The following is a 24,042-nucleotide window of genomic DNA, read 5'->3' on the forward strand; positions in this document are numbered from 1 at the left end:
CTTTTCTATTACCAGCGGTAGTGGGCGAAGGCCTTGTTGGACTCTGCCATCTTGTGAGTGTCCTCGCGGCGCTTCACAGCGGCACCGAGGCCGTTGGATGCGTCCAGGATCTCGTTCATGAGGCGGTCCGTCATGCTCTTCTCGCGACGGCCCTTGGAGTAGCCGACCAGCCAGCGCAGGGCCAGCGCGGTCGAGCGACCGGGCTTGACCTCCACGGGAACCTGGTAGGTGGCGCCGCCGACACGGCGGGAGCGAACCTCCAGGGCGGGGCGGACGTTGTCCATGGCCTTCTTGAGGATCGTCACGGAGTCCTCGCCGGACTTCTTCGCCACGCCGTCGAGTGCGCCGTAGACGATGCGCTCAGCAGTGGACTTCTTGCCGTCGACCAGGACCTTGTTGATCAGCTGCGTGACCAACGGGGATCCGTGGACCGGATCCTGGACGAGAGGGCGCTTGGGTGCGGGTCCCTTACGAGGCATTACTTCTTCTCCTTCTTCGCGCCATACCGGGAGCGAGCCTGACCGCGACCCTTGACACCCTGGGTGTCGAGGGCGCCGCGGACGATCTTGTAGCGGACACCGGGAAGGTCCTTCACACGACCGCCGCGGACGAGCACGATGGAGTGCTCCTGCAGGTTGTGGCCCTCGCCGGGGATGTAGGCGGTGACTTCGACGCCGCCGCCCAGACGAACACGGGCCACCTTGCGGAGTGCGGAGTTCGGCTTCTTCGGGGTCGTGGTGTACACACGGGTGCACACGCCACGACGCATCGGGCTTCCCTGCAGTGCAGGGGTGTTGTTCTTGGTGCGCTTGGGATGACGCCCCTTGCGCACAAGCTGCTGAATAGTAGGCACTATGCGTTCTCCATACGTGTAGTGAGGGAAACAGAGGGTTCTTGACTCTGCCCGCGGTTGATAGTCGGCACACTGTCCGCGGGCTCTGGTCCCTAGGCGTGCAAAAATGTGGCATTCGCTGCGCAACTTCCCCGCAACCCGGACCGAGTCCCTCTGCCACATCAGAAACAATCAGGTTAACACTACCAGGAACCCATCTCCTGCGCGAGCGTCGGACTCTGATCCCGTGGCGCCCCCGCGTGGGAACGCACCTCGTGGCCCACAGAGCAACGCAGCAGGCCCGGAGGAGCATCGCTCCCCCGGGCCTGCTGGTTGATCAGTTCTGACGCCCGTTCATCGGGCGGTCATCAACCCGTCTGCGACGCGCTTCTCAGCGGAAGTCGACATCCGTGTTGTAGTCGTCGAGAGGAATGGCGTGGAATTCGCCGTCCCCCTCGGCTCCTGCGTAGTCGAAGCTCGAGCCGTAGAGGCTCGGGCCGGTGAACAGATTGGCCTTGGCCTCTTCGGTGGGCTCCACCGAGGACTGCGTGTAGCGATCCAGACCGGTTCCGGCCGGGATCAGCTTGCCGATGATCACGTTCTCCTTGAGTCCCAGCAGCGGGTCGGACTTGCCTTCCATTGCTGCCTGGGTGAGCACTCGGGTGGTCTCCTGGAAGGAGGCCGCCGAGAGCCAGGAATCCGTGGCCAGCGAGGCCTTGGTGATGCCCATGAGCTCGTCGCGTCCCGAAGCGGGCTGCTGCCCCTCCGCCACTGCCTTGCGGTTGGCGGCGGTGAAGCGGAACCGGTCTGTCAGCTCGCCCGGCAGCAGCGAGGTGCCGCCGGAGTCGATGACGGTGATGCGGCGCAGCATCTGCCGGACGATGACCTCCACGTGCTTGTCGTGGATGCCCACGCCCTGGGACTGGTAGACGTCCTGGACCTCGGAGACCAGGAACTTCTGTGCAGCCCGGGGGCCGAGCACGCGAAGCACCTGCTTGGGGTCCACGGCACCTGCCACCAGCTGCTGGCCGACCTCGACGTGCTCACCGTCAGAGACGAGCACTCGAGCGCGGCGCAGGATCGGGTAGGCATGCTCCTCGGAACCGTCATCCGGAGTCAGCACCAGACGGAGCTGCTTGTCGGAATCGTCCAGGTTGACCCGGCCCGCGACCTCTGCGATGGGAGCGACACCCTTGGGTGTGCGCGCCTCGAAGAGCTCCTGGATACGGGGCAGACCCTGGGTGATGTCGTCCGCCGAGGCGATGCCGCCGGTGTGGAAGGTACGCATGGTCAGCTGTGTGCCGGGCTCACCGATGGACTGTGCCGCGATGATGCCCACGGCCTCCCCGATGTCCACGGTCTCACCGGTGGCCAGCGAGCGTCCGTAGCAGCGGGTACAGGTACCCACGGCCGACTCGCAGGTCAGCACGGAGCGGATCTTGATCTCCGTGATGCCGGCGTTGAACAGCTGATCGATGAGCACATCTCCGACGTCGGAGCCGCCTTCTGCCAGCACCTTGCCGTCTGCGTCGGTGACGTCGACTGCAAGCGTGCGTGCATAGGCCGAGTTCTCGACCTCCTCGTGGAGCTTCAGCTCACCGTTCTCATCCGCGACGGCAATGGTCACGGTCAGACCGCGGGAGGTCCCACAGTCTGCCTCGCGCACAATGACATCCTGCGAGACGTCCACCAGACGACGAGTCAGGTAGCCGGAGTTCGCCGTCTTCAGCGCCGTATCCGCCAGGCCCTTGCGGGCGCCGTGGGTGGCGATGAAGTACTCGAGCACCGAGAGACCCTCGCGGTAGGAGGACTTGATCGGGCGCGGGATGATCTCACCCTTGGGGTTGGTCACCAGACCACGGATGCCCGCGATCTGCCGGACCTGAAGCCAGTTGCCCCGGGCACCGGAGGTGACCATCCGGTTGATGTTGTTGTGCTCATCCATACCGGCCTGCATGGCCGCGGCAACCTCATCGGTGGCCTTGGTCCAGATCTCGACCAGTTCAGCGTGGCGCTCGTCGTCGCCGATCAGACCCATGTCGTACTGGGACTGGACCTTGGCGGCCTGGTCCTCGTAGACATCCATGATCTTCTTCTTGTCCATGTTCGAGGTCACGTCGGAGATGGCGACGGTGACGCCCGAACGGGTGGACCAGTAGAAGCCTGCATCCTTGAGGTTGTCCAGGGTGCGAGCGGTGACGTTGTTGGGGTAGCGCTCCGCGAGATCATTGATCAGCGTGGAGAGCTGTCCCTTGTCGGCCACCTTGTCGTGCCAGGGGTAGTCCTCCGGCAGGGTCAGGTTGAACAGCACCTTGCCCAGGGTGGTCTTGATCGTCGCAGGCGTGCCCGGCTCCCAGCCCTCGGGAGCTTCGACCTCTGCAGAGGGCACGAAGCCCTCCACGGTGATGTTCACCGGCGCATTGATGTGCAGCTCGCGCAGATCCATGGCCATCTGCGCCTCGCCCACGGAGGAGAAGGAACGGCCTGCGCCGGTCTCGTCTTCGCGCTGGGTGGTCAGGTGGTGCAGACCGATGATCATGTCCTGTGAGGGCAGCGCCACCGGGCGTCCGTCCGAAGGCTTCAGGATGTTGTTCGAGGAGAGCATCAGGATGCGCGCCTCGGCCTGAGCCTCTGGTGAGAGCGGCAGGTGGACTGCCATCTGGTCGCCGTCGAAGTCAGCGTTGAACGCCGAGCAGACCAGCGGGTGCAACTGAAGGGCCTTGCCCTCCACCAGCTGCGGCTCGAAGGCCTGGATTCCCAGCCGGTGCAGGGTGGGCGCGCGGTTCAGCAGCACCGGGTGCTCGGTGATGATCTCTTCGAGAACATCCCAGACCTGGGGGCGCTGACGCTCCACCATGCGCTTGGCCGACTTGATGTTCTGCGCGTGGTTGAGGTCCACCAGACGCTTCATCACGAAGGGCTTGAACAGCTCGAGCGCCATCTGCTTGGGCAGACCACACTGATGCAGCTTCAGCTGCGGGCCGACCACGATGACCGAACGTCCGGAGTAGTCGACGCGCTTGCCGAGCAGGTTCTGGCGGAACCGGCCCTGCTTGCCCTTGAGCATGTCGGAGAGCGACTTCAGCGGGCGGTTTCCCGGCCCGGTGACCGGACGGCCGCGACGACCGTTGTCGAAGAGCGAGTCCACGGACTCCTGAAGCATGCGCTTCTCGTTGTTCACGATGATTTCGGGTGCACCGAGATCCAGGAGCCGCTTCAGCCGGTTGTTGCGGTTGATGACGCGACGGTACAGGTCGTTGAGGTCGGAGGTCGCGAAGCGTCCACCGTCCAGCTGCACCATCGGCCGGATCTCCGGGGGGATCACCGGGACGGCGTCGAGGACCATGCCGGTGGGCGTGGTGCCGGTGGAGAGGAATGCGTTGAGCACCTTCAGCCGCTTCAGGGCGCGTGTCTTGCGCTGGCCCTTGCCGGTGGCGATGATCTCGCGCAGGCGCTCTGCCTCGGCCTCCATGTCGAAGGTCGCCAGGCGACGCTGAATCGACTCGGCGCCCATAGAGCCCTCGAAGTACTGGCCGTAGCGAGTGCGCATCTCACGGAAGAGCGCCTCATCGCCTTCAAGGTCTGAGACCTTGAGGTTCTTGAAGCGATCCCAGACCCGTTCGAGCTGCTCGATCTCGGCGTCGGCGCGCTTGCGCACCTGTGACATCTGCTTGTCAGAGGTGTCGCGTGCCTTCTTCTTCTCGGCGGCCTTGGCACCTTCGCCCTCCAGGCGTTCGAGGTCACCCTCGAGGTCCTTGGAGATGGCGGCGATGTCAGAGTCACGCTGATCGGCCAGGTGCTTGAGCTCCTGATCGATCTCTGCCTGCAGGTTGGGCAGATCATCGTGGCGGCGCTCTTCATCCACCTCGGTGATCATGTATGCGGCGAAGTAGATGACCTTCTCGAGGTCCTTCGGGGCAAGGTCCAGCAGGTAGCCCAAGCGCGAGGGGACGCCCTTGAAGTACCAGATGTGAGTCACCGGGGCGGCGAGCTGGATGTGACCCATCCGCTCACGGCGCACCTTGGCCCGAGTGACCTCGACGCCGCAGCGCTCACAGATGATGCCCTTGAAGCGGACCCGCTTGTACTTGCCGCAGTAGCACTCCCAGTCCCGGGAGGGGCCGAAGATCTTCTCGCAGAAGAGTCCGTCCTTCTCGGGCTTCAGGGTGCGGTAGTTGATGGTTTCAGGCTTTTTGACCTCACCATAGGACCAACCACGGATTTCGTCACCGGTGGCAAGCCCGATACGCATTGTGCCGAATGAGGATTCTTGGGACATAGTCCGGTATCTCTCTTTTCTCTAAAGATTCGTGACGGAGTGAAGGTGCATCGGTGAGGTCCTCAGACCTCTTCGACCGAGCTGGGCTCTGCGCGGGAGAGGTCAATGCCAAGCTCCTCCGCAGCGCTGAACCCGGTTTCCTCCGAGTCACGCATCTCGACCTTGCTGCCGTCCGCGGAGAGGACCTCCACGTTGAGGCAGAGCGACTGCATCTCTTTGATGAGCACCTTGAACGACTCCGGAACGCCTGGCTCCGGGATGTTCTCGCCCTTCACGATGGCCTCGTAGACCTTCACACGACCGTGGATGTCATCGGACTTGATGGTCAGCAGCTCCTGCAGGGTGTAGGCGGAGCCATAGGCTTCCAGCGCCCAGACCTCCATCTCACCGAAGCGCTGGCCGCCGAACTGGGCCTTACCACCGAGCGGCTGCTGGGTGATCATCGAGTACGGTCCGGTGGAGCGTGCGTGGATCTTGTCATCGACAAGGTGGTGCAGCTTCAGGATGTACATGTACCCGACGGCCACGCCCTCGGGGAACGGCTCACCGGAGCGACCGTCGAAGAGCTGCGCCTTGCCGTTGGCGCCCACAAGCTGCTCGCCGTCGCGTGACGGGTTCACAGACTCGAGGATGCCGGTCAGCTCAGCAGGCTCGGCGCCGTCGAACACAGGAGTCGAGACCTTGGTGGGTCCGGTCTCACGGGGCAGGTTCGGCAGCTTCTGGATCCACTCGGGCTCGCCCTCGATCTTCCAGCCCTGCTTGGCTGCCCACCCGAGGTGGACCTCCATGACCTGGCCGATGTTCATACGACCGGGGACGCCCAACGGGTTGAGCACGATGTCCACCGCGGTGCCGTCGGGCAGGAAGGGCATGTCCTCCACAGGAAGGATCCTGGAGATGACGCCCTTGTTGCCGTGGCGGCCGGCGAGCTTGTCGCCGTCGGTGATCTTGCGCTTCTGGGCCACGTAGACGCGGACCAGCTGGTTCACACCGGGGGGAAGATCGTCGCCCTCCTCGGCGTCGAAGATCCGGACGCCGATGACGGTGCCGGACTCGCCGTGGGGAACCTTCAGCGAGGTGTCGCGCACTTCGCGGGACTTCTCGCCGAAGATGGCGCGCAGCAGACGCTCCTCGGGGGTCAGCTCGGTCTCACCCTTGGGGGTGACACGGCCGACGAGGATGTCTCCTGCGGAGACCTCGGCACCGATGTGGATGATGCCGCGCTCGTCGAGCTGGGCCAGCATCTCCTCGGAGACGTTCGGGATGTCACGAGTGACCTCTTCGGCACCGAGCTTGGTGTCGCGAGCATCGACCTCGTGCTCCTCGATGTGAATCGAGGTCAGCACGTCGTCCTGGATCATCCGCTGGGAGAGGATGATCGCATCCTCGAAGTTGTGACCTTCCCAGGACATGAACGCGACCAGCAGGTTCTTGCCCAGAGCCAGCTCGCCAGCCTCGGTGGAGGGTCCGTCGGCGATGATCGACTGACGCTCCAGCCGGTCCCCCTCGGAGACCCGCACGCGCTGGTTGTACGCGTTGCCCTGGTTCGAGCGCTGGAACTTCATGATCGGGTAGTGGATCTGCGTGCCGTCGTCGTTGAGCACGGTGACCATGTCAGCTGCGACGCGGGTGACCACGCCGGGCTTCTCGGCGGTGACCGAGTCTCCGGCGTCGACGGCGGCGAACTTCTCCATGCCGGTGCCGACCAGCGGGGACTCGGACTCCAGCAGCGGCACTGCCTGCCGCTGCATGTTCGCACCCATGAGGGCGCGGTTGGCGTCGTCGTGCTCCAGGAACGGGATCAGGGCCGTGGCCACTGACACCATCTGGCGCGGTGAGACGTCCATGTAGTCGATCTCTTCGGGAATGGTCAGCACGGGCTCGCCCTGCTCACCGGTTCCGTCGGCGCGACCACGGCAGAGCACAGTGGCCTCGGTGAAGGTCCCGTCCTCGTTCAGCGGCGCGTTGGCCTGGGCGATCTGCGAGACGAGCTCGTCATCGGCCGTGAGGTAATCGATCTGATCGGTGACGACACCCTTGACGACCTTGCGGTACGGGGTCTCGATGAAGCCGAAGTTGTTGATCCGGCCGTAGGTGGCCAGCGAGCCGATGAGGCCGATGTTCGGGCCTTCCGGGGTCTCGATGGGGCACATGCGTCCGTAGTGCGAGGGGTGGACGTCACGGACCTCCATGCCGGCGCGATCACGGGAGAGACCGCCCGGGCCCAGCGCGGAGAGGCGACGCTTATGCGTCAGTCCGGCCAGCGGGTTGTTCTGATCCATGAACTGCGAGAGCTGAGAGGTGCCGAAGAACTCCTTGATGGAGGCGACGACGGGACGGATGTTGATCAGGGTCTGCGGCGTGATGGCCTCGACGTCCTGAGTCGTCATCCGCTCGCGGACCACACGCTCCATGCGGGACAGGCCCGTGCGGACCTGGTTCTCGATGAGCTCGCCGACTGCACGGATGCGGCGGTTGCCGAAGTGGTCGATGTCGTCCACGGTGATGTGCACGTCGATCTCGGAACCATCGCGAATGCCCTTGATGGTGTCCTTGCCGGCGTGCAGCGCTGCGAGGTAGTGGATCATCGCGACGATGTCCTGCTCGTTGAGCACCGAGGCATCGGCGTCGGTGAAGGCCTTGTCCACGCCCAGCTTGCGGTTGAGCTTGTAGCGGCCCACCTTGGCGAGGTCGTAGCGCTTCGGAGTGAAGTACAGACCCTTGAGCAGCGACTCGGCGGCCTCCACGGTCGGCGGCTCGCCCGGACGCAGCTTGCGGTAGATGTCGATCAGCGCGTCGGCCTGGGTCTCGAAGGCGTCCTTCTCCATGGTGGCGCGGATCGAGTCATACTCGCCGAACTCTTCCAGGATGCGGGATTCGGTCCAGCCCAGGGCCTTCAGCAGCGCGGTCACCGGCTGCTTGCGACGACGGTCGAGGCGGACGCCGACCTGGTCGCGCTTGTCGATCTCCAGCTCGAACCAGGCACCGCGGGACGGGATGACCTTGGCGGTGAAGATGTCCTTGTCGCTGGTCTTGTCCGGGGTGCGCTCGAAGTAGGCGCCCGGGGAGCGGACCAGCTGGGACACGACGACACGCTCGGTGCCGTTGATGATGAATGTGCCGCGGTCGGTCATGAGCGGGAAATCGCCCATGAACACGGTCTGCTGCTTGATCTCGCCGGTGTTGTGGTTCATGAACTCGGCCTTGACGTACAGCGGAGCGGAATACGTGGTGTCCCGTTCCTTGCACTCAGCGACCGGCATCTTGGGGTCGGCGAACTCGGGATCGGAGAAGCTCAGGGACATGGTGCCCTGGAAGTCTTCGATCGGTGACATCTCTTCGAAGATGTCGGAGAGTCCGGAGGTTTCGGAAACGCCCTTGATGCCCTTCTGCCGGGCCTCCTCGACACGAGCAGCCCAGCTGTCGTTGCCGATGAGGCGGTCGAAGGAGTCGATCTGCAGAGCCAGAAGCTCTGGAACATCGAGGGGTTCGTGAATCTTTGCGAATGAGAGTCGGCCTGCATATTCAGCAGTGCGGGCCGAAGCAGCGGTTTGAGTCGTTGAGGTGCTCGAGGCGACCAAGAGGGATCCTTCCACAGACCTTCGTAGCTTCCGTAGGAATAACGCATATAAACAACTGCCCACCGCTATTTGAAGGCACGGATGTAGAGAAGATGCGCAAAAATACAGCATAGACCACGAAGGCAACCCAGGGCAAGACGAGGCCGCCGGGGCGTTGGACACGAGGGCTGAGCCTCGGCCGAAGAGAAGGCCTGCGAAGACTCAAACAGCGAATCCGGGCTTTCTGGGCAGTAACTGTACCAGTCCACCGTCGGGAAGGTGCTATCGGACACACCGAGCGTGCCCGCGTCGCCCATACCTCAGACGATGCGACGCTGCTCCGCCCAACGGGTGAGCTCATGACGGGAGGAGAGCTGCAGCTTGCGCAGCACCTTGGAGACATGGGTCTCCACGGTCTTGATCGAGATGAACAGCTCCCCGGCGATCTCCCGATAGGTGTAGCCGCGTGCGATCAGCCGCATGACCTCGACCTCGCGGGCCGAGAGCCGGTCCAGCTCCTCGTCTCGGACGTCGCCGACCGCGCCGGTGCCGAAGGCATCCAGGACGAACCCGGCCAGGCGCGGGGAGAACACGGCGTCGCCGGTGGCCACCGCCTGCACCGCATCGCCGAGATCGGCGGTGCTGATCGTCTTCGTGACGTAGCCGCGGGCTCCGGCGCGGATCACCGAGACCACGTCCGCGGCCTGATCGGAGACGCTGATGGCCAGAAACTTGACCTCTGGGAGGTCGCGGCAGGCGCGGACCACCTCGGCCCCTCCCCCACCGGTGCCGCCCGGCAGGTGCACATCGAGCAGTACGACCTCGGGATGCTCCCGTCGCACCACCGCGATCGCGGTCTCCACGTCGTGGCCCTCGCCGACGACTTCGACTCGCCCGGCCATCTCGGCCTTGAGTCCGGCCCGAAAGATGCCGTGGTCATCGATGATCACCACGCGGCGCAGGGCTGGGGCCTCACCCATAGGTCTCCTCACGTCGTGACACCGGATCAGTTCCTGATTCCACCCCGGCCGAGGCACTCACCGGCATCCACAGCTGAACCTCGGTGCCAGTGTCCCCCGAACGGATGTCGGCCCGGCCACCGGCACGGTTCATGCGCCCGATGATCGATTCCCGCACCCCGAGCCGATCCGGGCCGATGCCCGAGGGGTCGAACCCTGCGCCGCGGTCTCGGATGAAGACCGCGTCCTCGACATCAGTGGATTCAAGGTAGATCGATGCAGGACCCGCGTGCTTGAGCGCATTGACGATGGCTTCCCGCGCAGCAGCGACCAAGACCCGGTGATCGGTTCGGCGAGACTCCCCGACGGCGACGATCTCCACCGGCACGCTGTGGAGCTCCTCCAGCTCTGCGGCTGTGGCGCTGAGCTGCTCCTTGAGCGTGCCGGTCTCGGCCGCGTCGCGTCCATAGAGCCACCCGCGCAGTTGACGCTCCTGCCTGCGCGCGAGCTTCTCCACCGCGGCTGGATCGTGCCGGTGCTTCTGAATCATGGCCAGGGTCTGGAGCACAGAGTCGTGGAGGTGCGCGGCGATGTCGGCACGTTCAGCCTCTGCCGCAGCTCGCGCGCGCTCGGTATTGGAGGTCCGGTAGAGCCGGATCACCCAGGGAGCGCTCACCAGCGCGATCCCGGCGAGCAGCATCGCCGCCACCATCAGGCCCAGCAGCAGGTCGGCGGCCGGGAGGAATCCGCCCGCAAGGAGGAGGAGCGCCAGAATGACCAGCAGCACACCCACCGAGAACTGCCACAGGATGGCCGGGCGTGAGCGGGGCTCCTCGCGGTGAGCGGACCCCGCCTCCTCGGTTGACCGTGGACCTATGGCGTCCACCTGTGACCACGCCAGAAGCACGCCGACTCCCAGGATCACGGGCGGGCCGATGAGCCACCAGTTGATCGCCGTCCCGAAGAGCTGCAGCCCGATCAGACCTGCGCCGCCCAGGAGAAGTCCACCGAAGAGCACCTGGGGGGAGCTCGTCAACGCATCCAGAACTTCGCGACCACGAGCGTTCCAGTATTGAACCGGCTCTGCCTGCGGATCAATGCCCGCTGTGGGCCGCTGGGCCCGCGTGGGCTCCCCGGCGTCGTAGCCCTCGCTGCCGTGCACGGCAGGCCCGCTGAGCCCCCATGCCGCTGCACCGGGACGGGGCTCATCCTCACGCGGGACGAAGATCCACAGCCAGCAGTAGAGCAGGAGCCCGATACCGCCAGCAACGCTCAGCCCGATCATGACAGTGCGCACTGCGGGTACCGAGAATCCGAGATGCCGAGACAGCCCTAGACAGACCCCTGCCAGTGGCGTGCCCGCAGCGCGCAACAAGGGCGGCCGCGCAGGGCCGGTGCGCTGCCCCGGGGGCGTCTGACTGGCGCTGTCCATGTTTCCCATACTGCCACGGGACCTCCACCAGTTCGACGGATCCAGCCCCAGGATCGGGGGCCGCGTGTGATCTTTCAGGGTTGAGTCAGGGTCTCCCCCAATAGCGGCGACGTCTCAGTCCCGAGAGACTTGGAGCATGGACAATCAGAAGCCTGAGACAGGCCGTCGCTTCTTCGACTGGATGCGCACCACCGGGCTGCTTCGCCCGGAGGAGTCATGGGTCGGTGGAGTCTTCGCGGGAATCTCCGCCAAAGTGGGATGGGACGCTGCCCTCGTGCGTGGGCTCGGCGTCGTCGCCTTCATCATCTTCTTCTCCCCGGCCGCGCTGCTCTATGGACTCGCCTGGATCCTGGTGCCGAACCGCGAAGGCAGGATCCACGCGCAGGAAGCGGTGCGCGGCAACTACACCTCGGGTTTCGTCGGCGGCTCGATCCTCACGGTCCTGGGAGCGCTGAACGTCTTCACTCCGATCAGCGTCGCAGGCCCCTTGGCGGTGCTGCTCAACATCGTGATTCTCGGCGCCGTAGGCTGGCTGGTCTATGTGGTCGTCAAGAACCACCGCAGGGATTCTGCTTCGGCGACGACGGGCGACTACGGTACGGGGCGCCACCCGAAGGGTTCCTCCGCCGCAGGATCGGGCGGCTCCATGGGAAAAGCTGGGGCCGGTGACTCCACTGGCACGCGATCAGATGGGAAGCCGGCCTGGTATCCGAAGGAACAGGTGACGACGACGCCCGGGCCGGCACCCGGTTCAAGCACGTCCACCCGGAGGCATGATGCGGCGTATTCAGGCTCAGCATCTACAGGCCCGGCATCTATAGGCCCGGCATCGATGCGGGCTCCGAAGGCGCCCTCCGGGCGGTTCGAACACTCTCCCCGGGAGCGGGCGGAGCGGCGTCGGCGTCGGCAGGTGAGCTGGGGGTTGGCACTGCTGGCGCTGCCGATGATCGCCGGATTGGCCTGGCTCGGCGGTGGCTTCGGACTCTCCGGGGTCACGGTGGCACTTGTTGCCACGGCCGGTTTGGTGGTGATCCTGGGTCTGGCCCATTTCACTGCGGCCCTGCGGGGTCGACCGGGGACCCCTGGGCTCCTGGCCTTGAGCACGACGGTCATGCTGCTGCTCTTCGCCGGGCAGACCGTCTCAGGCTTCGGAAGCGGCGCGAACCACGTTTTCGGGAACTACGACACCTCTGACACCCAGGTGCAGAGCGCCTTCTCGAACACCACGGTCGACCTGCGAGACCTTGCCGCGGTGGATGGCGCCGACCCGGCGGTATGGGATGCCCAGGTGAACCAGGCGTTCTCGAACACCTCCGTGATCGTTCCGGACGATGCGCGCGTGCTCATCAGCAACGGTCAGGCGCTGAGCAACCTCGAGATCGCCACCCAGAACGACGATCGGTCACAGTCCGGAATCTCCGGCGAGGACCTGGTGATCGGCCCGGCGGACTCCGAGAACGAGATTCGCCTGGATCTCAATTCGGCGTTCGGGAACACCACGATCTATGACTCCACGACCTATGACCAGGAAGCAGGTGAGCAGCGATGACCGCCGAGCACCCCGAGCGTCGCGTGTCCGCTGAGCAGGACGGGCCCACCCACCCCACCCGCCCGCTGCCGCCGGAGCCGGCGGACGTCGATGAGCTGCTGGCCGAATCGTTGCGCGCTCAGAGCGAGAAGGACTTCACCTGGAAAGAGCCAGAGCGAGGACCGCGCTGGTTCGAACGGGCGGAACAAGAGGCGGCATTGACCTCGGCAGGGCCCGCTGAGCAGACGTTGCCGGCACCGTCGAAGGCGACCGCCGCGACCGGCGGTCACGGGCCCGATTCCGCGAGGCGCCGTCGTGCTTCCGGACCACGCGTGGGCGGAGCGGTCTTCGCCGCGATCGCGGTGGCTCTGGCGCTCTGGGTGCTGGCAAGCGTCGTTCTTGGCATCTATATCGACTGGCTCATCATTGCCCTGGGCGTGTGCGGACTTGCCGGCCTCGTCTTCGTGGCGGCCGGACTCATGCCGAAACCCGGAAGCAGGATCTAGAACGACGCACAGCGAACTCTCCACGTGCATACGCAGAAAGAAATCCCCCGGAAGGCTGCCTTCCGGGGGATTTCTCTATGCAGTCAAGACTGCCTGGATGCGGCTGTCGCCGCCCCGATCACTTGAGGGTGACGGTGGCGCCTGCGCCTTCCAGGGTCTCCTTGGCCTTGTCGGCGGTGTCCTTGTCGACACCCTCGAGCACGGCCTTGGGAGCGCTGTCGACCAGATCCTTTGCCTCCTTGAGACCGAGGGAAGTCAGACCGCGCACCTCCTTGATGACGCCGATCTTCTTCTCGCCGGCGGACTCGAGGACCACGTCGAACTCGGTCTGCTCCTCAGCCTCTTCGGCTTCGCCGCCACCTGCTGGGGCTGCTGCTGCTGCCACGGGAGCGGCTGCGGTCACGTCAAAGGTCTCCTCGAAGACCTTGACGAACTCGGAGAGCTCGATCAGGGACATTTCCTTGAACTGTTCGATCAGTTCGTCGTTGCTCATCTTCGCCATGGGGGCGCTCCTTCTAAATGTTTGAGGGGTCTTGCTTGTGGTTCACTGCTGAGCTCGAGCTCAGGCTGCTTCCTGCTGCACGCGAAGCGCCTCGACCGTGCGAACGGCCTTGGACAACGGTGCCTGGAACAGGGAGGCTGCCTTGGACTGGACGCCGATGAGGGCACCAGCCATCTTGCTGAGCAGAACCTCGCGGGACTCAAGGTCCGCGAGCTGCTTCACTCCTGCTTCATCCAGAGCGACGCCATCCATGTAGCCGCCCTTGACGATGAGCGCAGGATTGCTCTTGGCGAAGTCACGCAGAGACTTGGCCACGTCCACGGGGTCACCGTGGACGAAGGCGATGGCGGAGGGACCGGACATCTTGCCTTCAAAGGCGTCGATGCCGAGTTCCCGAGCCGCGATCTCGGTGAGCGTGTTCTTCACCACAGCGTAGTGTGCGTTCTCTCGCACGGACCGGCGCAGAGTCTGCAGCTGGCCCACGGAGAGGCCGCGGTACTCCGTGAGCACTGCGGCAGTCGAGTTGTTGAAGAGTTCCTTCAACTCATCGACGGCGGCAGCCTTCTCAGGATTCGCCATGGCACTCCTTCCGATCATGTAAGCCGGTCACCCCATTGTGCTGGGACATGAAAAATGCCCCGCTGCGCAAGGCACGGGGCATGGTCTAGGAGAAGGAGCTGATCGCAGTCAAGAGCGATCCGATTCTTCGAATAGAACGTGTTCGTGTCCTGCGCAGGTCGCCCAAGAGGGTCTTTAGAGTTGCGTCGCCTCACAGACATGATGCCTGCTGACCGCGCAGATCAGCCAATGATCTGCGCACGACAACAACGACCGGCGGTCTTTGGTCAGGTGTCACTCTACACGCGGGGCCAGGGCCCCGCAATTCCGCATCTCGGGGCACCCATCCCTCCCCTCCCCGTTGAGCGGCGGATTCTCCGGGTACCTCGTGCGCGAGAAGGCCCCACAAGCTCGGAGAATCCGCCGCTCAACGCAGGCAGAGACAGAAGCAGGCCCCCGTCCCGAGGACGAGGGCCTGCTTCGGTGACTGCTCCCTGCGGAGCATCTGCGACTGATCAGTCGGTGATCACCTTGGTGACGTTCGGATCCACAGGGATGCCGGGACCGAAGGTGGTGGCGACGGTGACGCGATTGATGTAGCGACCCTTGGAGGCGGAGGGCTTCAGGCGAAGGACCTCCTCCAGAGCGGCTGCATAGTTCTCGGTGAGCGCCTTGGCATCGAAGCTGCTCTTGCCCACGATGAAGTGCAGGTTCGAGTGCTTGTCCACGCGGAAGGTGATCTTGCCGCCCTTGAGCTCGTTGACGGCCTTGGCGACGTCAGGGGTCACGGTGCCGGTCTTCGGGTTCGGCATCAGGTTGCGGGGACCCAGGACCTTGCCCAGACGTCCGACCTTTCCCATCATGTCCGGGGAGGCGACGGCGGCGTCGAAGTCGGTCCAGCCGTCGGCGACCTTGGCGATGAGCTCATCGCCGCCGACGAAGTCTGCTCCGGCTTCTTCGGCCTTGGCGACGTTGTCACCCTGGGTGAAGACGACCACGCGGGCGGTCTTACCCGTGCCGTGCGGCAGGATGACCGTGCCGCGGACCATCTGGTCTGCCTTGCGCGGGTCGACCGAGAGGCGCATGGCCACCTCGACCGTCGCGTCCGAGGTGGACGGGTTGGTCTCCTTGGCCAGGGCTACTGCCTCGGCCGGGGAGTACAGCGCGTCCTCGTTGATCTTCTGGGCTGCTGCTTCATAAGCTTTGCTGCGCTTTGCCATCTGCGTTGTTCTCCTTAGCAGTTGTGGTACGTGGGTCGCGCTCGACCCTTCCCACCGTCCGCCGGTGAAGGGGCGGACTCATTGTCTGTCCACAGGGCGAATGCCCTGTGTCGTGTCTGCGGGCGGGTGCCCTGTTCAGCCTTCGACGGTGATGCCCATGGAGCGGGCAGTGCCGGCGACGATCTTGGAGGCTCCGGCGAGGTCGTTCGCGTTGAGGTCCTCCATCTTGGTCTGCGCGATCTCTTCGACCTGCGACTGGGTCAGCTTGCCGACCTTCTCGGTATGCGGCACGCCCGAGCCCTTGGCCACGCCTGCTGCCTTCTTGATCAGCTCGGCGGCCGGCGGAGTCTTGGTGACGAAGGTGAAGGAGCGGTCTTCGTAGACCGTGATCTCCACAGGGATCACATTGCCGCGCTGGGACTCAGTCGCCGCGTTGTAAGCCTTGCAGAACTCCATGATATTGACACCGTGCTGACCGAGTGCAGGACCAATCGGAGGAGCCGGGTTGGCGGCGCCTGCGTTGATCTGCAGCTTGATCAGGCCGGAGACTTTCTTCTTCGGGGCCATGTTCAGCGTCCTTTTCTTACGTTGCAGGCTCTCGCATGGGCTGCGGTGCAACCCTGGGCGCGAGAGCCCTCACCTGGTGTCCCTGTGCCACAGGAGCGTGACGCAGGGGGGTGGCCATCATGGCGTGATGACCGGTTCGACGCCGCAGGCCAAAGCCACCTGCGGCGTCGAAAGTTTTTGAGTTATATCGGCCGAGCCTCAGTAGATCTTTTCGACCTGGTTGAAGTTCAGCGTCACGGGGGTCTCGCGCTCGAAGATCGAGACGAGCACCACGAGCTGGCGAGAGTCTGCGTGGATCTCCGAGATGGAGGCCGGGAGCGTGGCGAATGGGCCATCGGTGACGGTGACCGATTCGCCGACCTCGAAGTCGACCTTGATGTCCGATCCGCCTGCTGTTCCGGAACCATCCTCCGCCTCACCATGCTTGGGAGCGTCGGGCTTGCCGAGCAGGTGATCCGAGAGCATCGCGAAGACCTCGTCGGAGCTCAGCGGATGCGGATCGTGAGCGTTGCCGACGAAGCCGGTGACACCCGGCGTGTGGCGCACCACGCCCCAGGAGGCGTCGGTGAGCTCCATGCGCACGATCACGTAGCCGGGGATCCGGACTCGGGTGACGACCTTGCGCTGAGTGCCCTTGATCTCCACGACCTCTTCCATGGGGACCTCGATCTCGAAGATGTGGTCTTCCATGTCCTGGGTCTGGATGCGGGTCTCCAGGTTGGACTTCACTCGCTTCTCGTAGCCGGCGTAGGTGTGCACGACATACCAGTCGCCGAGCTGACGACGCAGCTTGGACTTCAATGCGGCGGCGCGCTCCTCGTAGGACTTCTCCTCCTCGGGCACCTCGGCGTCAGCCTCCTGCTCACCCTGTGCGGATTCGGCCTCGGAGGACTCGGCCGGCTGGTCCGCAGCCTCCTGCTCGCCCTCAGCCTCGACCTCAGTGGTCTCGTCTGCCTCGCCGGCAGCGGCTGTGGTCTGCTCTTCTGCCTCGGCAGGGGCATCCTGGGCGGCGTCGACCTCTTCGGTCTGCTGCGAAAGATCCTGATCAGACACTGTTCTCCTGCTTTCCGTGGTGCTCACCGACCACACGGCGAGCTCTCGATCCGTGACGCGAGGCGCTGGATGCGCCGCTCCGTCATCGTCAGTTGTCAGTCACCGTTTTCAGCGCTGTCGTCTACCGCGCCATCGCCTCCTGCGCCACCACCGTCGGCCGGCGCCTCTGCTGGCTGCTCAGCCGGCTGCTCCACGCCGCCGCTGTCGCCGCCGAAGAGCGCCTCGGCTCCGCGGCTGAAGACGGCGTCGAAACCGGTGACGATTCCAATCACCACGAGGACGAAGACCAGGACCACCGTCGTGTAGTTGACCAGCTCGCGCCGGGTCGGCACGACGACCTTCTTGAGCTCGTCGATCACCTGACGGAGGAACAGCAACACTTTCCCGAACGGGCCCTTCGGTTCGCCGCCGGCGGGCGCGGAGCCCTGATCTGGCGTCGAAGGCGACTGGGACACAAAGACTCCATCTGTTCACGGTTAAGGCGGGTGCCTAGCAGGGCAGACAGGACTCGAACCTGCAACCTACGGTTTTGGAGACCGTTGCGCTACCAATTGCGCCACTGCCCTAGGGGTCTGGATCCTCCGCCACCGTAGCGCACCTGCTGCCGGTAACCGGTTTTGGGGCACGATGGATCGGAGGTGCCTGAGACACCGGTGAATGAGTCTACGCCCTCGGTCCGGCGCAGGACAAACCGGTACTGTGGGAGCAGTCCATGAATCCCGAAAGGATCCCACAGACATGACATCCCCGAGCTCCCGCATCTCCGACCGTATCGGCTCGATCGCCGAGTCCGCCACCCTTGCCGTCGATGCCAAGGCCAAGGCCATGAAGGCTGACGGTGAGGATGTCATCGGCTTCGGCGCGGGCGAGCCGGACTTCCCGTCACCTGACTACGTGGTCGCCGCCGCCATGGAGGCCGCACAGGACCCGCGCTTCCACCGCTACTCCCCTGCGGCCGGATTGCCCGAGCTGCGCGCGGCGGTGGCCGAGAAGACGACCCGCGACTCGGGCTACCGGATCGACGGCCAGGCTCTCACCCCTGCCAACGTGCTGATCACCAATGGCGGCAAGCAGGCGGTCTACAACACCTTCGCCACGCTGCTGGACCCCGGTGATGAGGTCATCGTCCCGACGCCCTTCTGGACGACCTACCCGGAGGCGATCAAGCTTGCCGGCGGCGTCCCCGTGGACATCTTCGCCGGACCCGAGCAGGGCTATAAGGTCACCCTGGACCAGCTCGAGAGCGTGCTGACCGAACGCACCAAGGTGCTCGTGTTCGTCTCACCGTCCAATCCCACCGGAGCGGTCTACTCGGCTGAAGCGGTGCGTGAGATCGGCCGCTGGGCCGCCGAGAAGGGACTGTGGGTGGTCACCGATGAGATCTATGAGCACCTGACCTACGACGCGGCCGAGTTCACCTCCATCGCGGCGCTGCCGGAGCTCGCCGATCAGGTCGTGGTGCTCAATGGCGTGGCGAAGACCTACGCCATGACCGGATGGCGCGTGGGCTGGATGGTGGGCCCCACCGACATCATCAAGGCGGCGTCGAATCTGCAGTCCCACGCCACGAGCAACGTCGCCAACGTCTCGCAGATGGCCGCACTGGCCGCCGTCGAAGGCTCATTGGCGGCGGTCGAGACGATGAAGGCCGCCTTCGACCGCCGCCGCAGAGCGATCGTCAGTGGTCTCAACGCGATCGAGGGGTTCTCCTGTCCCACACCGGAGGGCGCGTTCTACGCCTACGTGGACGTCCGCGAGGCACTGGGCCGCGAGATCGGCGGGCGCACCCCGCAGACTTCCGCAGAGCTCGCGGAGATCATCCTCGAGCAGGCAAAGGTCGCCGTCGTCCCGGGTGAGGCCTTTGGGCCCAGCGGCTTCCTGCGCCTGTCCTACGCCCTGGGAGACGATGACCTGGACAAGGGCCTGCGCCGCATCCAGGAACTCATGGCCTGAACCCGACAGGTGCGGAGCAGATCCGTCGCGGCCCCGGGGTGTGCCCCGGGGGCTGAACCCATAGACTCATAGGAGCACCTGCCGAGGACGTCAGGCTCGAGATCCACCTGGAATCCATGAAGGGACGAGCTGAAACACCATGCGCATCGGACTGCTCACCTCCGGCGGCGACTGCCCCGGCCTGAATGCTGTCATCCGCTCCTCTGTGCTGCACGGCATCAAGAGCTACGGCGATGAGTTCGTCGGCTTCAAGGGCGGATGGCGCGGGGTCATCGAGGGTGACTACATCGACCTTCCCCGACAGTCTGTGCGCGGACTCTCCCGTGAAGGCGGCACGATCCTCGGCACCTCCCGCACCCACCCGTACAACCACCCGCAGGGTGGGCCGGAGAACATCGCCAAGCAGCTCAAGCGCCACGACATCGACGCCGTCATCGCCATCGGCGGCGAGGGCACCCTCGCTGGCGCCAAGCGGCTCGCCGATGATGGCATCCCTGTGGTCGGCGTGCCCAAGACCATCGACAACGATCTCAAGGCCACCGACTACACCTTCGGCTTCGACACGGCGATCTCCATCGCCACCGACGCGATGGACCGCCTGCGCACCACCGGGGAGTCCCATCACCGCTGCATGGTCGCCGAGGTCATGGGACGCCACGTCGGCTGGATCGCGCTGCACTCCGGGATGTCAGCAGGAGCTCATGCGATCCTGGTCCCCGAGCACAAGGTCTCCATGGACCAGGTCTGCGAATGGGTGGAGCAGGTCCACTCGCGGGGACGCTCCCCGCTGGTCGTCGTCGCCGAGGGATTCATCCCGGAGGACGCCGAGGAGGCCCTGGCAGGCAAGGGCGAGGAGTCCGACGGACGACCGCGCCTGGGCGGGATCGGCGAGTGGGTGACCCAGCAGATCGAGGCCAAGACAGGAATCGAGTCCCGGCACACGACGCTGGGCCACATCCAGCGCGGCGGAAACCCCACGGGCTACGACCGGGTGCTCGCCACCCGCTTCGGCATCCGAGCGCTGGACCTCGTCCACGAGCAGGCCTGGGGCCATATGGCAGCCCTCCGCGGGACCGAGATCGTCAAGGTCGACCTCACCGAGGCGTTGGACGGCCTGAAGTCGGTCCCGGCCGAGCGCTATGAAGAGGCGCAGATCCTCTTCGGCCGCTGAGCCGGACATGATCGCGCACCTATGACTGCTCTGGGCGACCACACCCGCAGCATCATCGCCCTGTCCTGGTCGCGGATGCTCGGGCTTCCCGACGACGATCTCCTGGGCAGCCCTGCGCGCCACGAGATCACCCGCCCCGACGGGTCGGCGGTGTCCTTCCTGCAGCTCTTCGGGCACGCCGTGATCAGCGGACCCGCCGAGGTGCTCCGCCGCGCCCGAGGATTCGAGGACGCGGCGCTGGCCGAGGAACGATGCCTGCTGGAGCTTGCGCGCCGCCATGGGGAGGGCGCCCGAAGCCGGGGCGCGTCCACGTTGCTCTACGCGGAGGAGCCGCCGAGCCTGGGGCCCTCAGCCCTCGGCGCGATCTCCTACGATCAGGACCACGTGCGCGCGGTGCTGGCCGAGTCTCCCGCCGACGACGTGCAGATCTCCGGCATTGCGAAGGCTCCGTGGAGCGCCGCACTGGTCAGCGAGGACAGCGGAGAGGCATGGGGGGCTGCGGGTCGCGAGGTGTGGTCGGGAATGCTGGCCCAGTTGGGCGTGCTGACGACGCCCTCTCGGCGGAGGGCCGGGGTGGGGCTGCACCTGGGCGCCGTCGCCGCCGAGGAGGCCTTCGTCGAAGGACTCATCCCGCAGTGGCAGGCCGGCAGCCAGTCGGTCGGCGCTCGGCGCATCGCCGCGCGCCTCGGCTTCACCGCCGCCGGGACGCAGACCACCGTGGTGTTCGACCAGCCAGCGTTCGGGCAGCCGGTGATCGACCAGCCCTAGCGCCGCGGGCCGCGCAGGAAGTCTCCCTGCGGACGTCCCACGGCCTGGCCGGCGTCCGGGCGCACGATGATCTCCTGTGCGGCGGCGTAGAAACTCGGCTCCTCGCCCGCCCCGTCACGGACCACCAGCTGCAGCGCGGGGTCGACCTTGCGCTTGACCAGTGCCAGTGCGATGGGCCCCATCTCGTGGTGGCGGCCCACGGAGGTGACCTTTCCGACCGCACGCTCCTGGATGAGCTGCTCCGGGGAAGACTCCGCTGACGCTGCCAGCACATCTGAGCCGATGGCGGGAAGCGTGTGCTCGCTGCCGTCCAGATGCAGGAAGACCAGGCGACGAGGTGGATGTCCGAGGTTGTGCACCCTGGCCACGGTCTCCTGGCCCTTATAGCAGCCCTTGCTCAGGTGCACGGCAGTGCGGATGAGGTCCAGCTCGTGGGGGATCGCTTTCTCGTCGACCTCGCGGGCGAGCCGCGGACGCCAGGCGGCGATCCGCAGCGCCTCGGAGGCCATCGTGCCGGCGAGCATCCATCCTGCCTGCAGGATCGAATCGATCACCGTGCCGAGCGCATCACGCGGGACCAGGCTCAGCCGCCAGGACCAGTCGCTGCCGGGGTGCTGTGACTCTTCGATCTCGGCGTAGCTGGCGGCACCGACGCCGAGCTGCGGCCAGGGATCCTCCCAGACGACCTGCGGAGCCGGTGAGGTGGATTCGGGAAGCGCCGCCATGGAACCGAGCACGGCGTACTCAGCGCTTCGATCGGTGATCTCCACCCGGAGCATGAACTTCATCGAGTCGAGCCACTGAGCGAGCACGGCACCGTGGGAGCCTTCGGTGATGAGCCAGACGGTCTCGCCGTCGTCGATCACTGCCGCGTCGTGTTCGATCCGACCCGAGATGTCCAGCAGCAGCAGCTCGGTGGGCTCTCCCGGCTTCAGCCCCGCGATCTGCTGTGAGGACAGCGTGCTCAGCCAGGACAGCCGGTCAGGACCGCTGACGGTGACCACGCTGCGATGGGAGAGGTCGACGACGGCCGCCCCTTGCTCGAGGGCCCGCTGCTCGCGGGTGGGGTCGCCGTAGTGTCCGGCGACCGGGGCATCGTCGCCGCCGTCCGGCACGGCACCGGGCCGGGAGAGCAGTTCAGAGCTGAGGCGATCATCCACTGGGGACTCCTTCTTCGAGGCGTATGACGCGGACCTGCTGGTCGGCCTGCGCGCGTCTGGTCGGCGCGAGCGCATCGGGTCTGCGTGCGCTCGGCACGGGTGCCCAGGTCAGCGTCTGGCGCTGACCTCATCGGCGGTGGCGATGCGGTCGAGGATCGCCGAGGCATGGGGAGTCATCGTCCCGTCCGCGCTGCGCAGGTCCCAGCGCCAGAACAGCTGGCTGTTCACCAGTCCGAACATCCGGGAGGCGCCTGGGTATTCCGCAGCGTGCTCGCCGCGCATCACTGCGTCGGTGGCCAGCTGAAGCTGCGGACCCTTGATCTTGCCGTAGTAGAGCTCGGTGAGGCTCCCGGGGTGCGCGATCGTGGCGGTGATCGGGAAAGACCCGTCCTGCTGCGCAAGCTGGTCCACGTCGCCGGCGCTCCGGTAGGCCGGCACCACATCTGCCGGGTCCAGTCCGGGGCCGACGTCGGCGTCGGTGCGTGCCCGGTCCAGGGACCAGAATCCAGACTCTACGGAGAGTGGGCGCAGCCGGGTGCCCGCGTCGTCGGCGAGCCAGGTCTCTGCCCGGTATTCGACGAATTCGAGCCCGGTGTCGCGAAAGGTGACGTCCTGGGTGAAGATCGGATCATCCTGCTCGCCGGATCCGAGGCGGCCCTGGCCCCTCCAGCTGCCGAGCAGCCAGTAAAGCGGCGCGAGTTCGGGAGTCAGGTCGGTGGGGAGCTCCATGGGGGCCATGACCTCAGCCCCTTCCTCGACGCGGACCGGGGATTCCTGCCGCAGAGTCGCCGGACATGCTCGCCTGCGTGCGGCGGATCAGCGCTGACCCTTGTACAGGCGTGAGATGACGGTCCAGGAGATGCCGGCAATGATCAGCGTCACCAGGAGGAGCAGCCCGATGAAGAAGATCTCCAGTGCCAGCAGCGAGACGTTCTGCAATGCGAAGTTCATGGGTCAAAGTGTACAACTTCACACCAGCAGCAGACGCTCCGTGAAGTAGGTCAGCGCGCCCATGGCGGCGATGGGCGCCGCACCGACCGCGATGCCGGAGAGGATTCCCTGCGGCGGGCCCTTCGCGACGAGGAATCGTCGGAAGGAGGCCAGCAGCAGGCCCGCCACCAGCCCCAGCGTGCCGGCGAAGAGCAGAGTCAGCTCGCCCCAGGCCAGGGTCATCCCGATCGCCGCAGCCACGCTGCCGGCGACCACCAGGGTCATCGCGAGCGCATTGCGCAGCGGCATGAATGCCAGCAGCGTGCCCACCCCCAAGGTCCCAGCTGCCAAGGTCACCACGGCGAGCTCCCCGGACGCGCCGGTCACCGCGAGCAGCGTGAAGTTCTCCACGGCAAGCAGCCCGCGCACGGTGAGGATGCCGGTGGCGTCCTCACCGCCGGAGGCGCCGGCGAGCTCGACCGGGTAGCGCAGCCCGGCGACCCAGCCCGCGGTCGTGGTCGCGATCAGGACCCCCGCGCAGGCACCGATGGTGGACTCCAGCCGGTGCGGGCGTCCCGTGCCACGGAGAACCTGGATCAAAAAGACGCTCATCACACCGAAGGCCAGCGCGACGGAGGACCAGAAGAAGAGGTTGTCTGCAGTGCCCACCACTGCCGCGCCGAGCGCAGCGATGACTCCAGCGGCGGCGATGACGCTGGAGAGCGACCGACGGGCCGTCACGCCCATCAGCTGGGGCCACCCCAGAGCGATGAACACGCAGATCACGCAGACGACCAGCGTCATGGCGACGGTGCCGGCCCAGGAGGCCAGGGCGAGCGCTGTCGCTGCGAACAGGGAGGAGGCGGCCACCGGGATGTACTTCACAACAGGCCATCCTAGAGGTCGGTGCTTCTCACGTCGCCTATACTCATCTGCAGGTCGCTGAATCACGTTTTCACATTGTGAAATCTTTGGCTGTTGAAGTCCGCAATCACCGTTGACGACCTTCGCGCGCGCACCCGGCCGGGCGCAGCCTGCATCGGGTTCAGCATCCGGTGCAGCGG

The 24,042-nt window shown here is 65.6% G+C and carries 21 protein-coding genes and 1 tRNA gene; 5 read left to right on the top strand and 17 right to left on the bottom strand.

All coding sequences use genetic code 11. The annotated features are described in order from the left end of the window. Nucleotides 1-8: 8 nt before the first annotated feature. The 6 genes from rpsG to IY716_RS12765 form a co-directional block, all read right to left on the bottom strand. Nucleotides 9-479, bottom strand: a complete 471-nt coding sequence (gene rpsG, locus IY716_RS12740) for a 30S ribosomal protein S7 (protein ID WP_192592265.1) — start codon at nucleotides 477-479, stop codon at nucleotides 9-11. Continuing rightward, a complete protein-coding gene (gene rpsL / locus IY716_RS12745) occupies nucleotides 479-853 on the bottom strand; it encodes a 30S ribosomal protein S12 (RefSeq protein WP_036473238.1) in 375 nt (124 codons plus the stop codon). Before rpsL ends, rpsG begins: the two co-directional genes overlap by 1 nt. A gap of 370 nt (nucleotides 854-1,223) precedes the next feature. Continuing rightward, nucleotides 1,224-5,111, bottom strand: coding sequence for a DNA-directed RNA polymerase subunit beta' (locus IY716_RS12750; RefSeq protein WP_218222031.1), 3,888 nt, complete (start codon nucleotides 5,109-5,111; stop codon nucleotides 1,224-1,226). A 62-nt stretch (nucleotides 5,112-5,173) separates the two neighbouring features. Next, a complete protein-coding gene (locus IY716_RS12755; protein ID WP_218222032.1) occupies nucleotides 5,174-8,692 on the bottom strand; it encodes a DNA-directed RNA polymerase subunit beta in 3,519 nt (1,172 codons plus the stop codon). 299 nt (nucleotides 8,693-8,991) lie between these two features. Next, a complete protein-coding gene (locus IY716_RS12760; RefSeq protein ID WP_218222033.1) occupies nucleotides 8,992-9,651 on the bottom strand; it encodes a response regulator transcription factor in 660 nt (219 codons plus the stop codon). Then, nucleotides 9,644-11,071, bottom strand: coding sequence for a PspC domain-containing protein (locus IY716_RS12765; RefSeq protein WP_369699714.1), 1,428 nt, complete (start codon nucleotides 11,069-11,071; stop codon nucleotides 9,644-9,646). The genes IY716_RS12760 and IY716_RS12765 overlap by 8 nt, the downstream gene beginning before the upstream one ends. A 127-nt stretch (nucleotides 11,072-11,198) precedes the next feature. Between IY716_RS12765 and IY716_RS12770 the strand changes: the two genes are divergently transcribed. Then, nucleotides 11,199-12,611: a PspC domain-containing protein gene (locus tag IY716_RS12770; protein ID WP_218222035.1), complete on the top strand. Its 1,413-nt coding sequence runs from the start codon at nucleotides 11,199-11,201 to the stop codon at nucleotides 12,609-12,611. Then, on the top strand, nucleotides 12,608-13,096 hold the full coding sequence (locus IY716_RS12775; protein WP_218222036.1) for a hypothetical protein: 489 nt from the start codon (nucleotides 12,608-12,610) through the stop codon (nucleotides 13,094-13,096). The genes IY716_RS12770 and IY716_RS12775 overlap by 4 nt, the downstream gene beginning before the upstream one ends. Nucleotides 13,097-13,214: 118 nt before the next feature. Here the strand turns inward: IY716_RS12775 and rplL are convergent, their stop codons facing one another. From rplL to IY716_RS12810, 7 genes are all read right to left on the bottom strand, one after another. After that, on the bottom strand, nucleotides 13,215-13,598 hold the full coding sequence (rplL, locus tag IY716_RS12780; protein WP_218222037.1) for a 50S ribosomal protein L7/L12: 384 nt from the start codon (nucleotides 13,596-13,598) through the stop codon (nucleotides 13,215-13,217). Between the two features lie 60 nt (nucleotides 13,599-13,658). After that, entirely contained in the window at nucleotides 13,659-14,177 is a 519-nt protein-coding gene (gene rplJ / locus IY716_RS12785) for a 50S ribosomal protein L10 (RefSeq protein ID WP_192592257.1), read from the bottom strand. Nucleotides 14,178-14,671: 494 nt separating this feature from the next. Continuing rightward, entirely contained in the window at nucleotides 14,672-15,376 is a 705-nt protein-coding gene (gene rplA / locus IY716_RS12790; RefSeq protein WP_218222038.1) for a 50S ribosomal protein L1, read from the bottom strand. Nucleotides 15,377-15,511: 135 nt separating this feature from the next. Beyond that, entirely contained in the window at nucleotides 15,512-15,943 is a 432-nt protein-coding gene (rplK, locus tag IY716_RS12795) for a 50S ribosomal protein L11 (RefSeq protein WP_192592255.1), read from the bottom strand. Nucleotides 15,944-16,141: 198 nt separating this feature from the next. Further along, nucleotides 16,142-16,996, bottom strand: a complete 855-nt coding sequence (nusG, locus tag IY716_RS12800) for a transcription termination/antitermination protein NusG (protein ID WP_218222039.1) — start codon at nucleotides 16,994-16,996, stop codon at nucleotides 16,142-16,144. Between the two features lie 95 nt (nucleotides 16,997-17,091). Continuing rightward, nucleotides 17,092-17,451, bottom strand: a complete 360-nt coding sequence (gene secE / locus IY716_RS14105; RefSeq protein WP_369699715.1) for a preprotein translocase subunit SecE — start codon at nucleotides 17,449-17,451, stop codon at nucleotides 17,092-17,094. Between the two features lie 38 nt (nucleotides 17,452-17,489). After that, nucleotides 17,490-17,562 (bottom strand) — tRNA-Trp (locus tag IY716_RS12810). 172 nt (nucleotides 17,563-17,734) lie between these two features. On the opposite strand from IY716_RS12810, the gene IY716_RS12815 reads away from it, so the two are divergent. The 3 genes from IY716_RS12815 to IY716_RS12825 all read left to right on the top strand — a co-directional run bounded on the left by IY716_RS12815 (nucleotide 17,735) and on the right by IY716_RS12825 (nucleotide 20,888). Then, nucleotides 17,735-18,949 (top strand): pyridoxal phosphate-dependent aminotransferase, encoded by a 1,215-nt coding sequence (locus tag IY716_RS12815; protein WP_218222040.1) that lies wholly within the window; start codon nucleotides 17,735-17,737, stop codon nucleotides 18,947-18,949. Between the two features lie 139 nt (nucleotides 18,950-19,088). Further along, complete coding sequence (locus IY716_RS12820) at nucleotides 19,089-20,120, top strand: 6-phosphofructokinase (protein WP_218222041.1); 1,032 nt, start codon at nucleotides 19,089-19,091, stop codon at nucleotides 20,118-20,120. Between the two features lie 21 nt (nucleotides 20,121-20,141). Further along, entirely contained in the window at nucleotides 20,142-20,888 is a 747-nt protein-coding gene (locus IY716_RS12825) for a GNAT family N-acetyltransferase (RefSeq protein ID WP_218222042.1), read from the top strand. On the opposite strand, the gene IY716_RS12830 is transcribed toward IY716_RS12825, so the two are convergent. The 4 genes from IY716_RS12830 to IY716_RS12840 form a co-directional block, all read right to left on the bottom strand. Further along, nucleotides 20,885-22,048 (bottom strand): folate-binding protein YgfZ, encoded by a 1,164-nt coding sequence (locus tag IY716_RS12830; protein WP_369699716.1) that lies wholly within the window; start codon nucleotides 22,046-22,048, stop codon nucleotides 20,885-20,887. The two genes, IY716_RS12825 and IY716_RS12830, sit on opposite strands and share 4 nt — an antisense overlap. Nucleotides 22,049-22,156: 108 nt before the next feature. Beyond that, nucleotides 22,157-22,786, bottom strand: coding sequence for an FABP family protein (locus IY716_RS12835; RefSeq protein WP_218222044.1), 630 nt, complete (start codon nucleotides 22,784-22,786; stop codon nucleotides 22,157-22,159). A 78-nt stretch (nucleotides 22,787-22,864) separates the two neighbouring features. Next, nucleotides 22,865-22,999, bottom strand: a complete 135-nt coding sequence (locus IY716_RS13870) for a hypothetical protein (protein ID WP_255316764.1) — start codon at nucleotides 22,997-22,999, stop codon at nucleotides 22,865-22,867. Between the two features lie 18 nt (nucleotides 23,000-23,017). Then, on the bottom strand, nucleotides 23,018-23,863 hold the full coding sequence (locus IY716_RS12840) for a hypothetical protein (protein ID WP_218222045.1): 846 nt from the start codon (nucleotides 23,861-23,863) through the stop codon (nucleotides 23,018-23,020). Between the last annotated feature and the right edge of the window lie 179 nt (nucleotides 23,864-24,042).

Source organism: Nesterenkonia sp. Act20, assembly GCF_019173455.1.
Taxonomy (GTDB): Bacteria; Actinomycetota; Actinomycetes; order Actinomycetales; family Micrococcaceae; genus Nesterenkonia.

Bases quoted from the DNA above. Each gene is read 5' to 3' on its own strand.
- rpsG (WP_192592265.1), bottom strand. From the start codon at position 479: ATGCCTCGTAAGGGACCCGCACCCAAGCGCCCTCTCGTCCAGGATCCG.
- IY716_RS12750 (WP_218222031.1), bottom strand. From the start codon at position 5,111: ATGTCCCAAGAATCCTCATTCGGCACAATGCGTATCGGGCTTGCCACC.
- IY716_RS12760 (WP_218222033.1), bottom strand. From the start codon at position 9,651: ATGGGTGAGGCCCCAGCCCTGCGCCGCGTGGTGATCATCGATGACCAC.
- IY716_RS12765 (WP_369699714.1), bottom strand. From the start codon at position 11,071: ATGGGAAACATGGACAGCGCCAGTCAGACGCCCCCGGGGCAGCGCACC.
- IY716_RS12770 (WP_218222035.1), top strand. From the start codon at position 11,199: ATGGACAATCAGAAGCCTGAGACAGGCCGTCGCTTCTTCGACTGGATG.
- IY716_RS12775 (WP_218222036.1), top strand. From the start codon at position 12,608: ATGACCGCCGAGCACCCCGAGCGTCGCGTGTCCGCTGAGCAGGACGGG.
- rplL (WP_218222037.1), bottom strand. From the start codon at position 13,598: ATGGCGAAGATGAGCAACGACGAACTGATCGAACAGTTCAAGGAAATG.
- rplJ (WP_192592257.1), bottom strand. From the start codon at position 14,177: ATGGCGAATCCTGAGAAGGCTGCCGCCGTCGATGAGTTGAAGGAACTC.
- rplA (WP_218222038.1), bottom strand. From the start codon at position 15,376: ATGGCAAAGCGCAGCAAAGCTTATGAAGCAGCAGCCCAGAAGATCAAC.
- rplK (WP_192592255.1), bottom strand. From the start codon at position 15,943: ATGGCCCCGAAGAAGAAAGTCTCCGGCCTGATCAAGCTGCAGATCAAC.
- IY716_RS12815 (WP_218222040.1), top strand. From the start codon at position 17,735: ATGACATCCCCGAGCTCCCGCATCTCCGACCGTATCGGCTCGATCGCC.
- IY716_RS12820 (WP_218222041.1), top strand. From the start codon at position 19,089: ATGCGCATCGGACTGCTCACCTCCGGCGGCGACTGCCCCGGCCTGAAT.
- IY716_RS12825 (WP_218222042.1), top strand. From the start codon at position 20,142: ATGACTGCTCTGGGCGACCACACCCGCAGCATCATCGCCCTGTCCTGG.
- IY716_RS12835 (WP_218222044.1), bottom strand. From the start codon at position 22,786: ATGGCCCCCATGGAGCTCCCCACCGACCTGACTCCCGAACTCGCGCCG.
- IY716_RS13870 (WP_255316764.1), bottom strand. From the start codon at position 22,999: ATGAACTTCGCATTGCAGAACGTCTCGCTGCTGGCACTGGAGATCTTC.